The organism is Geitlerinema sp. PCC 9228 (assembly GCF_001870905.1).
GTDB lineage: Bacteria > Cyanobacteriota > Cyanobacteriia > Cyanobacteriales > PCC-9228 > PCC-9228.
Map to the genome: position 1 here is coordinate 1 of NZ_LNDC01000147.1, position 14,131 is coordinate 14,131.

Genomic DNA, 14,131 nt, shown 5'->3' on the forward strand with positions numbered 1-14,131 from the left:
CGGGGGGGGAGCATATAAAGCATTAAAGCAAAAAGTAGAGAATATTAGAGATTGTTAATGAATCCAGCACTGTTTAAAGACCCTATTATTGCCGGTTATAGCAAATTTCTCCACCAACGCACAATTTGGTTGGGAAGTCATGAGCCGGTAATATCCGATCGATCAAACCACATAACCGTAGGGTGGGCAATGCCCACCCTACGGGCGCGTCTATTCTAATTTGATGGGTAAAGCCGGTGCCTTTGGCACCATCGCTAAAGTATCGCTAAAGTTTTTATTTTGGAAACAATATAGCCATTACGCTACCCACAATTTTAAACTAGACGCGCTCCGACACAATAAAAATTACAATTTGCAGCGTAAATCGCCGAATATATGGGGGTTTTGATTGCGGATTTTACGGACAGCTGCAGCCATCAAATTTAACGAGATGTTCTTCCCGCCGTTATGGTTTCCATCATTTCCCCTTAGAAACTAGAAAATTAGTTCCCAAGCTCGGTACGCTCCCTATTTTTCCTCCCTAGCCGAAGACTCCTGCTCTTCTCCCGGCGTCAAAGCCGACGTATCTCCTGTGGGGAGGGTAATGGTTTCAATATCGCTCACTTCCGACAGGTGGTGTTGTTTTCCCTGCCAGCGGTCTAAAATATCCTTAATCAGACATTCTTGCAGCCAAACTTGGGCAACCACCGCCAAAGGCAGAGCCAGCAACAATCCCAAAAATCCAAAGAAGGTGGCAAAGAAAACCTGAGCGAGCAGCGTTACTGCCGGCAACAGGGAAACTTGCTGTGCCATCACGTAAGGTGTGAGAAAATTCCCCTCCATTTGCTGGATGATGACGTAGAGAATAAACACGCCAATGGCTTTCAGGGGAGAATCCAAAAGCGCGATCGCGAAGGGGGGAATTACACTTAACGTGGGACCAATATTAGGAATAAAAGTAAGTAATCCCGCCAAAATACCATGGGCCAAAGCCAAGTCTACCCGCAAAATGGATAAACCCAACCAGCTAAAAACCGCAATTACGGTCATATTCACCAAAATTCCCAGCAGCCAACCAGTGAGAGCTTCCTCACATAAATCTAAAATTTCATCGACCCGCCGGCGATAAAAGGAAGGAAACAGGCGAATGAATCCCCGTCGATACGCCAGCGGCTGTGCCAGGAACATAATCGTGAGTACAAAGACCAATAGCAAGCTGAACACTACCCCAAAGGTTCCGGAAAGGAAACTAATTCCCCGTTCCCAGAGATTTTCAAACAGCGGTTGCAATTGTTGTGCCAACCGCTCCAAATAATTGGGTAACTGTTCGGACAGTTGCTCGATGTTGATATAGTTATTGATTTGTTCTTGGGAAAGAATGTCGCTGAGTTGCCGAATCCATTCTTTGAGCTGCTGTTCTAGTTGGGAGGGTCGGGTTTCATCTCCCAGAAGCAGTTTGGCTAGTTCTTGCAACTGGGAAGCAAAGGGAGGCACCAGCAGCCAGAAAAAACCAATAAATACGGTGAAAAATATCAGCAGCGATAGCACCACTGCTAGGGAACGAGGAATGTTCCACCTTTGGAGTCGCCGCACTAGCAAATTAAGGATGGTTGCCAGGGTCACTGCCGCAAAGGTAAGCAGCAAAAATTGCCGTACTTGCCAAAGTACGTAAAGCGACAGAATTAGAGCGATAAAACCAATCCATTCGCTAAAGGTCACGTGCCAAACTCCTTTTGGTAGGGGCGGGCAGCAGAAGCTATTTTAAGTTTTGGAGAATTGCGAATTTTCCGGAAACAAAAAAGCCTTGCTGGATTTGGGAAAAAGCTATCCGTAGGATTTACCAGCGGGAATCTTTGCGGGAATCAACTCGATCGACTTTGCGATCGCTACTTTGCCATGCCAAAGCCAGAGCCAGTAAGATACTGGGTAGCATAACGATGGTAATGGCATTGAGGGAATTCGCCTCAAGGGGCAAAGAGGGACCGAAGCGTTTGATGGCAAAGGAAATCAGCGTGGAACCGATAATGACTTTGAGTAGGAATCCAGAAATATCTTTCATAAGTATTTTTGGGAGATGGAAAATCGTTGGTTGTATTGGGAAAATGAGTTCCAAAACAGCTATTTGCTCAGCATGGTATAGGTGCCATCCCAGGAATCCGGCGGGGGATGTCGCAGATAAATGGCACAGCGATCGCGGTACAGTTGTACGGTGCGATCGCGAGGCTGCAGGCCAGCCGCCGCCTCAAAATAAGACAAAGCCCTAGAAAAATCCCGTTTGAGATAGGCTTGGCGACCGCATTGGTGCAGGTGAAGAAACTCCTGGGTTTTGTCGTCCAGGGGTTGGGAAGCATCGCCAATGAGTTCGTAAATATCTACTGCTTGGTTTTTTCCCTTCACCCGAATGCGATCGAGTTCGCGTACCCAAAGGCGATCGCCGCATAGCTGATAGGTGGACTCGCTAATGATAATATCGCATCCGTACTCCTTAGTGGCATTTTCCAAACGAGAACTGAGATTCACCCCATCCCCAATCACCGTATAATCCATCCGTTTTTTCGAACCAATATTGCCCGAAACCACTTCCCCAGAACTAATGCCAATGCCAAAACGAATGGTCGGCTGGCGATCGATAATGCGTCGTTGGTTGAATTCCGCCAGGCGTTCGCGCATATCCAACGCCGACTGCACCGCCATCCAAGCATGGTCTTCCGTCAAAGGCAAAGGGGCCCCAAAAACCGCCATCAAAGCATCGCCAATAAACTTATCCAACGTCCCCTCGTAATTAAAAACTGACTCAACCATAGTTTCAAAATACTGGTTGAGCAGCGTTACCACCTCCGAAGCGCCCAAATTTTCCGTTAAAGTAGTGTAGCCACGAATATCAGAAAATAAAATCGTAACATCCTTGCGTTCTCCCACCATCAACGCATCTTCCCCCAGCGCCATCACCCGTTCTGCTACCTCCGGGGTCATATAGCGATGCATGGTGGTTTTCATGCGTTTTTCCTGACTGATATCTTCCAAAACCACCAACCCGCCGCGGACGCTGCCTTCGGGATTGGTGAGGGGATTGACCGTGAGATTGATACTGCGTTCGATGGCGTGGATGTAGCGTCGGTGAATGCGTACCACAGCTTGGGTTCTGTCGCCCCAGGGAATATACAAATCGGAATTTTGGCGATCGCTAACTGCCAGAATACAATCTTGGTCTTTACTTGCATAATGGCTGCCCGTATCGGCACCACCGTCGTATATGCCCACCATCAGCGTCTGTTCCGGAACGTAGTGTTTCGCCCCTGTGGTCAAACTATCCGAGAGGCGATATTGTAAATTCTCCACCGGCACCACTTCCCAAACCAAGCGACCCACCAAACGATTTTTCCAAAGTCGGACCACGCGATCGCTTTCTTGCGTATCCATAGGGCACCCCAGCAACGCCAAAGCCGCCTCATTAATCGTCACAATCCGCCCCTGCATATCCGTAGAAATCACAGCATCAGACAAACTCTCCAAAATATCCTTCTGATACTGCTTCTCCACCATCACCTTTTCAAACAATTGAGCATTTTCCAGCGCAATCCCCGCTTGGGCATTAAACGCCTTCAAAAACGCCTCATCTGAATTCGTGAAACTACCCTTATGCTTGTTAATCAACTGCGTAACCCCCATCAGTTCCCCCCCACTATCGTACAGCGCCATACAGAGAATATTGCGCGTATGGTACCCCGTCCGTTGGTCCGTCGTCGGGTCAAAGCGCGGGTCTTGGTACGCATGGGGAATATTCACCGTTTCCCCCGTAGAAGCCACATAGCCAGCAATGCCCTTCGTCGCCGGAATGCGAATTTCCATCATCGTCTGCCCATCCGCCGCCGCCACCTTCGTCCACAGCTCGTTGGTTTCGCGACTGAGCAAAAAGATCGTACTGCGATCGGCTTGCATCAGTTCCTGCGCCCTTTCCATCACCGCCCGCAGGGTTGATTCCAAATCCAGACTTTTTCCCAAGGTCGTCGTCGCTTCCAAAAGCGCATTCAACCCCCGCTGATTGCGCGCCGCCCGATAAAAAGACTGGCAGCTTTCCAAAATAACACCAATGGAATCGGCAAAAGTTGCTAGCGTCTGTTCGTCTTCTTCATTAAAAGGAAAATTTTTCGCCTTGTTCAACAACTCCACCACCGCCACCCGTTGCTGGGTATCCTTACTGCTGTAAATAGGAGCGCAAAGGAGCGTCTGTGCCGCACAACCAAAAAACTCATCCACCTGCGGATTAAATAAGGGATGCTCCTGGGGACGGGCGAGATTGAGAAATTCCCCCGTACTCGCCACATGCCCTACAATTCCCGTATCCAAGGGCAAACGTAGCTCTTGATATTGACTGTCGCTGTTATGGGTGGAAGACCACAGCTGCCCCTGTTCCTCATCAATCAAGAAAATGATTGCCCGTTCCGCATCCAAAATTTGGCTAATCTTGCGGGTAAAAGCATCCAAAAGCTCTTCCAGGAGATTTTCCAGCGCTTCGTTATCAATCAGTTCGATCGCGAGGAGAGACTGTTGAAACTCCGCCGTAATAAAATCCAGCAAACAAATAAATTCCGAAACCGTGGACCCCTGCAGGCGGCTGGCAAGAGCCCCCATGCGGTTGCCGTGGGTTAGCGTAGCTAAAATGCTACCAGTAGGAGAAAAATTCATGGTATGCCCTGGCGAGTCAATTGGATGCTCAACCTACCCAGCAAAACGTCCTTGCTTGCCTTCCCAAAACTTGGGAAACTGCCTTTAGAGTATCTTATTTTGCCTAGAACTGCCATGCCGAACCGCCTCTAGCTGTTTCCCAGCCCATCAATGGTAGCCCTCTCTACTTCCAGGTTGGCAGCCAAAACCCCTCCAAGAAGAAGAAATAATGGAAAACCTGACAGCCACCAACCCGAATCTTTATAAATCTTCACAAATTCATTGGTAAGCAGCCAGGTTTTCTGCCAATTCCCCGCACCCGGTTTTCGATCAAGCGGCGGCTACCAAACTGTGGGCTTCTACGACAGCTTGATAGTAGCGGCGTAATTGCTGGGTAGCCGCTTCCCAACCCCATTTTTCCGCTTCTTGGCGGGCATTTTGCCGTATAAGCTCCCGTTCTTGCTGGTTGGCGAGCAAGCGTTGGGTGGCCTCGATCGCACCGCCTTCGTTGCCAGGGTCGAACAAGTAGCCATTCACGCCGTCTTCGACGATATCGGTAATCCCGCCCGTGCCAGCAGCAACCACCGGACAACCTGCCGCCATAGCTTCCAACAAAACCAATCCCAATGTTTCCGTGCGGGAAGGGAAAATAAAAGCATCTGCCGAAGCAAACGCCGATGCCAGTTCCACTCCTTGTAGGTAGCCAACAAAATGGGTAGGTGTCCCTTGAAAGCGTGCTTCCAGAGCCTGTCGTTGGGGACCATCGCCCACCAAAGCCAAACGTGCTTCGGGAATCGCCTCCAAAACCGGCGCAATTTGTTCGATTTCTTTTTCCGCCGACAGCCGCCCGACATACAGCAGCAAAGGACTGTCGGGATGCCCCTGGCTAAGTCGCTCTCGCATTTGACGGCTGGCGTGTTGGGGTTGAAACAAATCCGTGTCCACACCCCGCTGCCACAAATCCAACCGTTCGATGCCGTGGTCGGCCAACTCCTCAATCATGGCATTGGACGTACACAGGTTGAGCTGGGCTTGATTGTGGGCGTTTTTGAGCAGTTCCCACAGGACACCTTCCAACATGCCCAAACCGTAGTGTTGCAAGTATTGGGGCAAGTGAGTGTGGTAAGACGCCACCAGGGGAATTTTCATGGTTTTGGCAAAATAAATGCCACCAATCCCCAAAAAAGCCGGATTGGCTACGTGAATTAGGTCGGGTTGAAAATCGCGCAAAACCTCTGCCACCGTAGGCCCGGGAAAAGCCAGTTTTAATTCTGGATACAGAGGCAAGCCAAAGCCGTCAACCCCCCAAACGCGCGCACCTTTGTATTCGGTAATGCCGCCGTTGGGAGCAATCACCAAAACCCGATCGCCCGCTCTTTGTAAGTGGTCTACGGTTTGGCAAAGGCGGGTAACAATCCCATCTACTTTTGGCAAGAAAGTTTCTGTGAATAGGGCGATTCGCATGGTCGCTCGGCGGTAAACGGTAGTCAAATGTTAGTTGATTGGACAGCGGCGCGATGGGAGAAATTCTATCCCTGGCCAGAATTTCCATCGTTGTTCGTCACCGTTGCCAATGGGTTATTTTTTCTTATACCACGTGGAGGTACAGGGGATTTTGCTTTTGTCGCAGCGGTCTACGTATTTTTCCGCAATTTCGGTGACTTCGCACATCAAACCTTCGCTGAGGGTGGTCGGTTGCAGCCCCATTTCTAGGAAACAGGCGTTTTCCACGTGCAGTTCGTTTTCGGCGGCTTCTTTGCGGGGGTTGGTTTGGTATTCAATTTGGGCCCCCGTGAGTTGGGCAATTTTTGCCGCCAGGTCCCGAATCCGGTGGGTTTCGGTCATTTGGTTGAGAATTTGGACGCGATCGCTACGATCGGGCGGATTTTCAATGGCTAGCTCGATACAGCGCACCGTATCTTGAATATGGATGAAAGCCCGGGTTTGCCCGCCGGTCCCGTGAACGGTGAGGGGATAACCCACCGCCGCCTGCATGAGAAAGCGATTCAACACCGTACCGTAGTCACCGTCGTAGTCAAAGCGGTTGATCAGCCGTTCGTCTTGGCGGGTATCCTCGGTTTGGGTGCCCCACACAATGCCCTGGTGCAGGTCTGTAATCCGGATGCCGTCGTTTTTATTGTAGTAGTAAAAAAATAGCTGGTCCTGGGTTTTGGTCATGTGGTAGACGCTGCCCGGATCGGCGGGATGCAGGATTTCTTTTTCAATGGCACGACCTTCTTCGGTAATCACCTGCACGTTGAGATAGCCTTCTGGAATTTTCATACCAGCCGTACCGTAGCCGTAGACCCCCATGGTCCCCAAATGCACCAAGTGAATGTCTAACTCCGATTCCACAATGGCGCACAAAACATTGTTGGTGGCATTGAGATTGTTGTCCACCGTATAGCGTTTTTGCCGGGACGATTTCATGGAATAGGGGGCTGCCCGCTGTTCCGCAAAATGGACCACCGCATCTGGCTGGTAGTTACAGAAAAACTGCAGCAGCTTGTCGTATTCCTTGGCAACGTCGAAGTTGTGAAACGCAATATTGCGCCCGGTTCGTTCCCGCCAAGCTTGCAGGCGAGCCGACATAGGGCGAATGGGGGTTAAAGAGTAAGCTTCTAGTTCGTTATCGATATTGCGACGGGATAAGTTGTCGATAATGACAACATCGTGTCCTTTTTGAGATAGGTGCAAGGCTGTGGGCCAGCCGCAAAACCCATCTCCTCCCAAAACGACGATTTTTTTCATAAGAACCCTTCTTGGAATCTTTGTATTTTTTGCCTACTTCTGAGTATTTTGCGATCGCTCAGATGCTTTCTTTATTTACCACAACAGTTGTCGTTTCATCAACACAATTTCCGAACATTTGTGCGGATAAAAAACTTTTTTTAAATCGGAACCTCATGGGCAAAACTTTGCCAGCGAAGGAAGTGAAAAGGTCCGGCTACTGACCCCCACACCTGTTCGTCGGTATCCATATCGAAACCGCGGTCGTGGCTAATAAACTTGCGCTCGTCAATTTCAAAAGAACTATCGAGATAAGTGGTTTTACCTTTACGAACGATCGCACATTTCTTCCCAGGTTCCACATTCCCCTCAAAAGAATTTCCCGTCCAAGAAACCAACATGTTACACCCGTCTAGCAACTGCAGTTCCTCGGCTTGCAAAGATGACAATCGTTCCGGTTCCCGGGAACCGCCTAAATATTTTTCCGGGTCGTTCAGAACATAATTTTCAATCTCGATCCGGTTGTTGTTCTCAATTAATTTCACCACCCGAGAACGATAGGGACGATGGAGCATGTAGTCGTAGGCTTGTTCTACAAACAAACTCACCCCATCGAGCAGTTCCCAGGGCAAAGGACGCATACAAACGCGCACGTGAGCGAAGAAAGGTGGATTTTCCCAAGCCTGTTCCTGATTGCTAAAATCAGCCGCCATCCAGCGCGCTAGCGTCGCAATATCTGTGGCATGAGTCATGCAGCACCTCCTGGAATTGACCTTTGAGCGTCAGACCTGCAAGGTGCAGAAAATCCCTGTAGATGCGCTTGGGTCCATCTGCAGGGGGCTTTGGGGTGGGCACAGATCTTCCCGCCGGTTCCTTACAGGCCTATTAACCAATCTACGCTATTTTCGGTGCGCGGCGATCGCTCATTTTGAATCCATTTGCAATCGAAACAACAAAATTTGCGTATTTTGCTCGGGTTCAAAGTTATTATCGCTAATTAAAAGCAAACTACGGCTGCCATCGGGCAAGCGCGGTCCCAAGGTCATTCCTTCCAAATTATCCACAGGAATGCCAATTTTCTTCAAATCCAACACCAACCGCTTGCGAATGGGGCGAATCTCATCCAACGTTCCCTTCAAAGTCGGCACAAAGGAAGTATCAGTTGCCGTCACAGTTTCCATCTGATAAATCTTAACCCGATAGCCAAACAACCCCAAAGACCGCTCCAACGCCAGGAAATTGCCATTGCCCAACGTCAGCAACTCCGACAAGCCGGTAAACACCGACAAAGCCGGCGTATCCAACTCGTAGGCATGTTCCGCAATTAACTGCGGCTGGTTGTCTACCACCAAATAGTGCAAAAGGCGCGCCCTTTCCCCGTGTTCCGCTTCAGCTGTGGCTTTATCCTGGGCTAGGGAAGTTTCCGTGGCAGCAAACAACCGCCAGGGTTCGCGACTAGAAGCAGCCCCAGAACGGTCAATGGTGAGGGACTCAAACCCCCGATTTTCCCGGACACCACGGGAAATAGAGCTTTCTTGGTTGGCTTTCTGGTCTTCTGATTTGGTGGCAAAATAGCGTTCGGGAATCGGTACGCTGCCCACTTTTCGACCGGTTTGTGGTTCGTATTCCTCAATCGCCGGTCCGATGTCCTGCCGTAACAAGCCTTCGCTGGAAATATACAGGGTATCTCTAGGAGAAATCGCCATGCCTTCCGGGTCGAGGCTGTTGCCAGGCAAAAGCTCCCCTTCTTCATCCCGTAGCTGGGTCACCCCCTCCACAGAAACTTGACCGATTTCCACCTGACCGATTTCGTTGGTTTGAAAGGAAATTCCCAACTCGTAAAATCGAGGCGTGGCAAAGGCACCAGAGTCATCGCTGAGGGCGTAAAAGTGGTACACTGGCTCTGAAGTATCTGCGGGGGGTTGGTTTTGGCGGTAAGCGATCGCTGATAAACCACCAACCACGGTATCTTCAAAGGTCTTTGGCGGTAATTGGTACTCGTCCAAAAATGTCAGCGACAGCTGGGGGAAAATTCGTTCTTGCGCGGTCACTTGCGGCAAACTACAGGCGGTTAGGGTTCCTGCCAGCAGCAACGAAAAAAACAAAAGCAACCATCGCCCTACCGGAAACGAAATCCATCGCTGCTCAGTCATTTTGTACGCCATCGTTGTTCTCTCTTCATTGTCTATTGTCGTGGTGCGGACGCCCCAGGCAATTGCTTGGGTTCGATCGCATGTGCTGCTTGCTTTCTCTATTTGTACGCTATGCCTTTTATGCTTTTTTGGAAAGCCATATTTTCTGCTGTTGCTATCTGGGTCTTGGCTGCCGAGGTTCCCGGCTCTGCCAACGGACAAGGTACCTGGGCCCAAAACAACAGCGATCGCAATGAGTTTCCATCCAACCATACAAGCAATGGGGTCACCCCTTCCAACCCTTTGCTGGTGGAAGAAGTGTCCGACCCCCTACTGCCTTCGCTGCCGGTGGAACGTTCGTTAAGTCCCCTGGAAAAACGCACGTTGCGCCAGGAGTTGGACCGATTGAACGCGCGCGCACAAAGCCAACGCCAAGCTGGCAATACGAATGAAGCATTTCGCCTGTGGTTTCGCGAACTCAAACTGCGCCGGTTTTTAGGAGTTTCGGAGGAAATACAAGCCCTGGCGCGGGTAGGCGATCTAGCCTGGCGTCGCGATCGCTTTCAAGAGGTACGCTGGATTACCGAACGTTTGGAACGACTAGAAACCCAAGCTTCCATTACCGCCGCCGACAATTTTCAGTTGGCTTCGCAATTGGCTGCCGCCTACCAGCAAGTGCGATCGCGCCATGCCATCGACCTATACCGGCAAATTCTCGACGTAGCGACAGCAGAAAACCAGACCACCACCCAAGCCAGAACCCTCCACAGGTTGGGGCAGCTACATTTGGACTACCTGGAATATTCCCAAGCGGCGGTTGTTTATGAAGAATTGCTGGCTTTGCTACAAAATCCTCCCTCTGTCCCCTCTTTCAATCCCACAGCAGCTAACGGTTCCCCCATCACCCAAACCCAAACCTTAGAAAAATTGGTATATGCTTACCACCAGTCCCAACAGCTGGATTTAGCCATTCAGCGTCGCCAAGACCTCATCCAACAGTACCGCCAAACGCCTAGTTCGCCCCAAATCCCCCAATTACAACTGGAAATGGCACGCGATTGGGAAAGCTTGGGAGAAATTAATACAGCGGTCCAAACCTTGCAGCAAGCGTTTCGTACGGCATGGATGTCCCAATATTACTCGATCGCGGCGGATGCGTTGCAAGAACTTGCTGCTTTGTATCGCCGTCAAGAACAACCCACCCAAGCGCTACAGGTGTATCGGACTTTGTTAGAAGTACACCGCCGTTCTCGCAATGCCTACGGGTTGATGCAAGGCTACGATGCGATCGCGCAGCTGTATGTGGAACGCCAAGCCTACAACGATGCCCTGCAAGCGTTCCAACAAGGTCTCGAACAAGCCAGACGCCTCGGCGATCGCGAAGGCTATTTTATCCGCCAAATCGAACAAGTTCGCCAAGAGCTCTAGATGGATGTAGATCCCCCCTCTGGCATCGCTTGGGCAAGAGGGGATTGGCTATCTCCAACCAAGCAAATTGCCCTTCGCTTAATCCCCTTCTTCGTCTCGGAGTTTCTGCACTTCTTCTTGAATGCGCTCTTTGAGTTGGCCGTTGTCTTCTCGCAATTCGTGAATTTCGTTGAAACGAGAAATACTCAAACTACTCTCTTCAATAATTTTTTCCGACTGTTGGCACCAATCTGAAAAAACTTGTCGGATTTCCCGATCGACACTTTCTAAGCTTTCTTCGTCGTTACAAGCCAACTCCGGTACGTTGCCATCGGTCATTTCTTCAATACTTTCGTATACTTGCTGGCGCATTTTTTCAATGTCGTAGGCGACCCGGGCATATTCCAGAATTTCTTCTTCGGAAACCCCGGCAATTTCCGAGGCTTCTTGTGCGGAAACCACCGATGAAATTCCTTGCCAAGAAAAAAGCTGCGGTCTTTGCGGTTGCCATTCAATACCAATCGCCAAACTGGTACCTACGAGGGCAAAAACAGCACGCAACCAAATAGATTTTGGAGATCGAGTTTGGGATGAAAAAATAGTAGGCATCATGGGGAAAATTGCAGCAAAATATGCAAACAAAAAGACGCAACTTGCGATCGCAACGTTACGCTCAGTTCTATCGATCGATAGTTGGGATAGAAAGTTCCAATGGTACGGTCGAACCAACGGTTATTTTCCCCCCTGGTAGAAAAATTGGGAAGGCTTAGGGGAAGACGCCGCTGTGCGATAGAGCTCGCATAGGCTGATAATATAACTTTGTAAGGTGGGAAGTTCCGGACTGCCACTTTTTAAAGAATATTCTAAATCTAGCAGCAAGAAAAGGGTTTCCTGGAACTGGGAAAGATGGATGGAGTGCACTTCTTTCTGCAGAAAGTAAATCCGCTTGGGATTGCGTACTTCTGCCGCTTTCGCGATCGCATTGAGATCGCCGCGATGCTGCGCTGCCGCCATTTTTACCCACAGCCAAGTGCGAAACTGACCCACCAGAGTAGCGACGATTTTTAAAGCGGGTTCGTTCCTTTCCACCAAGGCATTCAGCAAAGCCAGTGCTTGAGAAGTGTTGCCCTGGCGAATGGCAGCAGCCAGTTGCAGGCTATTTTGGGTGTTGAAGCGAATTAAGGGAAAAATATCTTTCGGTTCCAGGGGTCTGGTGATATCCATCCCGTATAGCTGCAATTTTTCCAACTCCCGATACAGCGATCGAGTATCGTTGCCTACTGCTTCTGCTAGCAAGTTTTCGGCATTTTCTGTAAGCTTCACTTCCATTTGCACCGCCACTTCCCGAACCCGTTTGACCAATTGGTCGGTTTTCCAAGGTGGAATTGGCGAAAATTCTTCGACTTGGGCGTATTTTTTTAGCAGTTTTGTTGATTTTAGGCGAGCGTCGGGTTTTTTTTCGCTACTAAAAATTAATATGGTACTCTCGGGAATGGCGGGCAATGTCCGCTCCAACTCCGCCAGCAATTCCGCAGAACACTGCTGGCAAATGTCGGTATCCACCACCCACACAAGGCGATGGGAAGCGCCAAAGGGTGGGGTTAAGGCTTGGTTTAATCCTTCGAGAACCGCTTCTTCCCGTTCTGGGGAAATTTGTTCGTAGTTGAAACTGGCCCAGTTGGGATCGAGAAAGCGATCGCGTAGCTTTTGGATGGCTTGTTCCATGGCTAAGCGATCGCTTCCCCAGTAAAAATAAATCGGCATGCCAGTATTTTTTTGAGAGCGACCGGTGGTTGGGTAGAAAAACGTTCTAAATTCTTTTTAATTTGATGGCTTTTTTCGAGATTCCGCGGCTGGGAACTTGGGCAGCCATCGTCGGGGCGAATTTGGCAAAATCTAACTCTCTATTCTACCACAAAATTCCTTCGCGATCGCTTTGCTATCTCTTTAAATCAACCCGCGGTGATAGTAATAGCGCTCTTCAATCCAAGCCATCACTTCCTGTTCGGAATGCACGGTCGCGGCATAACCGGTGATGGGGTCGTAAACGTGCCAAATCGGATGGCCATCTCGATCGTGGGTTTCCCAAACCTTGGGTTCGGTATTGCGAGCAAAAAGTTGGCACCAGAGTTGGGCAATTCCTATAAAAATCGGTTGGATAGCGTGTTGCCAAAAACCTGCTTTCGGCGTTGGTTGACAAGCGGGTACATCCGAAAAAACGGGCATGGGTTTGCGAGCAGCCATGGGAGATCCCTCCAATTGCTTCTGAATGGCATCCTTTGACGCGATTGCGTGGCTGGGCGTAGCTGCAAACCAATGAAAACACTTGCCAAATGTTTGCTAACGGGATGGGGAGCAAATAGCTCTATCGATTTTTCCTGTAGAAATTCCCCAAAATCGTTGGGCTTTTTGGCGAAATTGGAAAGTGCGATTTTAGTTTTTGTTTGCAGGGCAAAACATATTTTTTTGATATCTTTTGCCAGGTGCCCAGGTATTTCTTGACTTGTTTTTATTGTGGCACCTGGCTATGGCTGCGATCGCTTTTTTTTATAAAATTTTATCGATCGGCATCGGCTTCGCAGGATTCGCGGGTTATTTGATGTCGGTAGCGAAACATATCCCGCAAGCGATCGCGCACCCACCATTGGAGCATCGCTTCTGCCAACCATCCCCCAGGCAGCTGGCACTCAATTTCATCGGTCAGTTGCGTTTGTCCGTTGTCTTCGACAAAATAGTGGCGATGGGTCCAACTTTCCACCAAGCCTTCTTGCTGTACGTCTGTAAACATGCGGTAGGGATCGCATTCGGTGTGGACGGCCACCCATTTCACCGGCACAGGTCCTATGGAAATTAAAAATTCGGTTTTGGCACCTACTTGCAAGCCGCCACTGCGAGAAAGTACTTTCACCGGCTGCCAGGGTGGGATGAGAAGCTGCACAGCATCGGGTCGTTCGTGGAAATGCCAAACGGTTTCTACGGTGGCTTGGATCGCAGAAGAGTAACGAAATGTAAACATGGGCCAGAAAAAAGCAAGTGTCATTGGGATACGACCCGATTATTGTTCGCGATCGCTATCGATTTCAACGTCTAAGGTTTCCTCGTCAAGTTGACACTCTCACGAATAGAATTCGTGGGATTCTCGCTTCATCGGGTGTGCCTAGATGGATTCGCTATGAGTTAGTCCATCCCCGGCGACATTGCCCTCGACGAGCATTTTT

Annotated in this window: 12 protein-coding genes; 1 reads left to right on the forward strand and 11 read right to left on the reverse strand. The window is 49.8% G+C overall.

From position 1 onward, the window contains the following. Window positions 1-507 precede the first annotated feature (507 nt). The 7 genes from AS151_RS16310 to AS151_RS16340 form a co-directional block, all read right to left on the reverse strand. Window positions 508-1,698: an AI-2E family transporter gene (locus AS151_RS16310; protein ID WP_071518130.1), complete on the reverse strand. Its 1,191-nt coding sequence runs from the start codon at window positions 1,696-1,698 to the stop codon at window positions 508-510. A 118-nt stretch (window positions 1,699-1,816) separates the two neighbouring features. Beyond that, entirely contained in the window at window positions 1,817-2,038 is a 222-nt protein-coding gene (locus AS151_RS16315) for a hypothetical protein (RefSeq protein WP_071518131.1), read from the reverse strand. 59 nt (window positions 2,039-2,097) lie between these two features. Beyond that, window positions 2,098-4,665: an adenylate/guanylate cyclase domain-containing protein gene (locus AS151_RS16320; RefSeq protein WP_071518132.1), complete on the reverse strand. Its 2,568-nt coding sequence runs from the start codon at window positions 4,663-4,665 to the stop codon at window positions 2,098-2,100. A gap of 309 nt (window positions 4,666-4,974) precedes the next feature. After that, complete coding sequence (locus AS151_RS16325; protein ID WP_071518133.1) at window positions 4,975-6,108, reverse strand: glycosyltransferase family 1 protein; 1,134 nt, start codon at window positions 6,106-6,108, stop codon at window positions 4,975-4,977. A 114-nt stretch (window positions 6,109-6,222) separates the two neighbouring features. Beyond that, window positions 6,223-7,395: an NAD-dependent epimerase/dehydratase family protein gene (locus AS151_RS16330; protein WP_071518134.1), complete on the reverse strand. Its 1,173-nt coding sequence runs from the start codon at window positions 7,393-7,395 to the stop codon at window positions 6,223-6,225. A 140-nt stretch (window positions 7,396-7,535) separates the two neighbouring features. After that, window positions 7,536-8,126: a chromophore lyase CpcT/CpeT gene (locus AS151_RS16335; RefSeq protein WP_071518135.1), complete on the reverse strand. Its 591-nt coding sequence runs from the start codon at window positions 8,124-8,126 to the stop codon at window positions 7,536-7,538. 171 nt (window positions 8,127-8,297) lie between these two features. Beyond that, on the reverse strand, window positions 8,298-9,527 hold the full coding sequence (locus AS151_RS16340; RefSeq protein WP_071518141.1) for an esterase-like activity of phytase family protein: 1,230 nt from the start codon (window positions 9,525-9,527) through the stop codon (window positions 8,298-8,300). A 120-nt stretch (window positions 9,528-9,647) separates the two neighbouring features. Between AS151_RS16340 and AS151_RS16345 the strand changes: the two genes are divergently transcribed. Then, a complete protein-coding gene (locus tag AS151_RS16345) occupies window positions 9,648-10,934 on the forward strand; it encodes a tetratricopeptide repeat protein (RefSeq protein ID WP_139240704.1) in 1,287 nt (428 codons plus the stop codon). A gap of 78 nt (window positions 10,935-11,012) precedes the next feature. Here AS151_RS16345 and AS151_RS16350 read toward each other — a convergent pair whose 3' ends face one another. The 4 genes from AS151_RS16350 to AS151_RS16370 all read right to left on the reverse strand — a co-directional run bounded on the left by AS151_RS16350 (window position 11,013) and on the right by AS151_RS16370 (window position 13,929). Continuing rightward, the gene (locus AS151_RS16350; RefSeq protein WP_071518137.1) at window positions 11,013-11,525 is read right to left on the reverse strand and encodes a DUF4168 domain-containing protein; all 513 of its coding nucleotides are present in this window, start codon (window positions 11,523-11,525) and stop codon (window positions 11,013-11,015) included. A gap of 120 nt (window positions 11,526-11,645) precedes the next feature. Then, the gene (holA, locus tag AS151_RS16355) at window positions 11,646-12,677 is read right to left on the reverse strand and encodes a DNA polymerase III subunit delta (protein ID WP_071518138.1); all 1,032 of its coding nucleotides are present in this window, start codon (window positions 12,675-12,677) and stop codon (window positions 11,646-11,648) included. 183 nt (window positions 12,678-12,860) lie between these two features. Beyond that, on the reverse strand, window positions 12,861-13,157 hold the full coding sequence (locus AS151_RS16360) for a hypothetical protein (protein ID WP_071518139.1): 297 nt from the start codon (window positions 13,155-13,157) through the stop codon (window positions 12,861-12,863). 313 nt (window positions 13,158-13,470) lie between these two features. Continuing rightward, on the reverse strand, window positions 13,471-13,929 hold the full coding sequence (locus tag AS151_RS16370; RefSeq protein WP_071518142.1) for an SRPBCC family protein: 459 nt from the start codon (window positions 13,927-13,929) through the stop codon (window positions 13,471-13,473). Between the last annotated feature and the right edge of the window lie 202 nt (window positions 13,930-14,131).

Coding starts and splice junctions, on each gene's coding strand:
- AS151_RS16315 (WP_071518131.1), bottom strand. CDS start 2,038: ATGAAAGATATTTCTGGATTCCTACTCAAAGTCATTATCGGTTCCACG.
- AS151_RS16340 (WP_071518141.1), bottom strand. CDS start 9,527: ATGACTGAGCAGCGATGGATTTCGTTTCCGGTAGGGCGATGGTTGCTT.
- AS151_RS16335 (WP_071518135.1), bottom strand. CDS start 8,126: ATGACTCATGCCACAGATATTGCGACGCTAGCGCGCTGGATGGCGGCT.
- AS151_RS16330 (WP_071518134.1), bottom strand. CDS start 7,395: ATGAAAAAAATCGTCGTTTTGGGAGGAGATGGGTTTTGCGGCTGGCCC.
- AS151_RS16360 (WP_071518139.1), bottom strand. CDS start 13,157: ATGGCTGCTCGCAAACCCATGCCCGTTTTTTCGGATGTACCCGCTTGT.
- AS151_RS16320 (WP_071518132.1), bottom strand. CDS start 4,665: ATGAATTTTTCTCCTACTGGTAGCATTTTAGCTACGCTAACCCACGGC.
- AS151_RS16350 (WP_071518137.1), bottom strand. CDS start 11,525: ATGATGCCTACTATTTTTTCATCCCAAACTCGATCTCCAAAATCTATT.
- AS151_RS16345 (WP_139240704.1), top strand. CDS start 9,648: ATGCTTTTTTGGAAAGCCATATTTTCTGCTGTTGCTATCTGGGTCTTG.
- AS151_RS16370 (WP_071518142.1), bottom strand. CDS start 13,929: ATGTTTACATTTCGTTACTCTTCTGCGATCCAAGCCACCGTAGAAACC.
- holA (WP_071518138.1), bottom strand. CDS start 12,677: ATGCCGATTTATTTTTACTGGGGAAGCGATCGCTTAGCCATGGAACAA.
- AS151_RS16325 (WP_071518133.1), bottom strand. CDS start 6,108: ATGCGAATCGCCCTATTCACAGAAACTTTCTTGCCAAAAGTAGATGGG.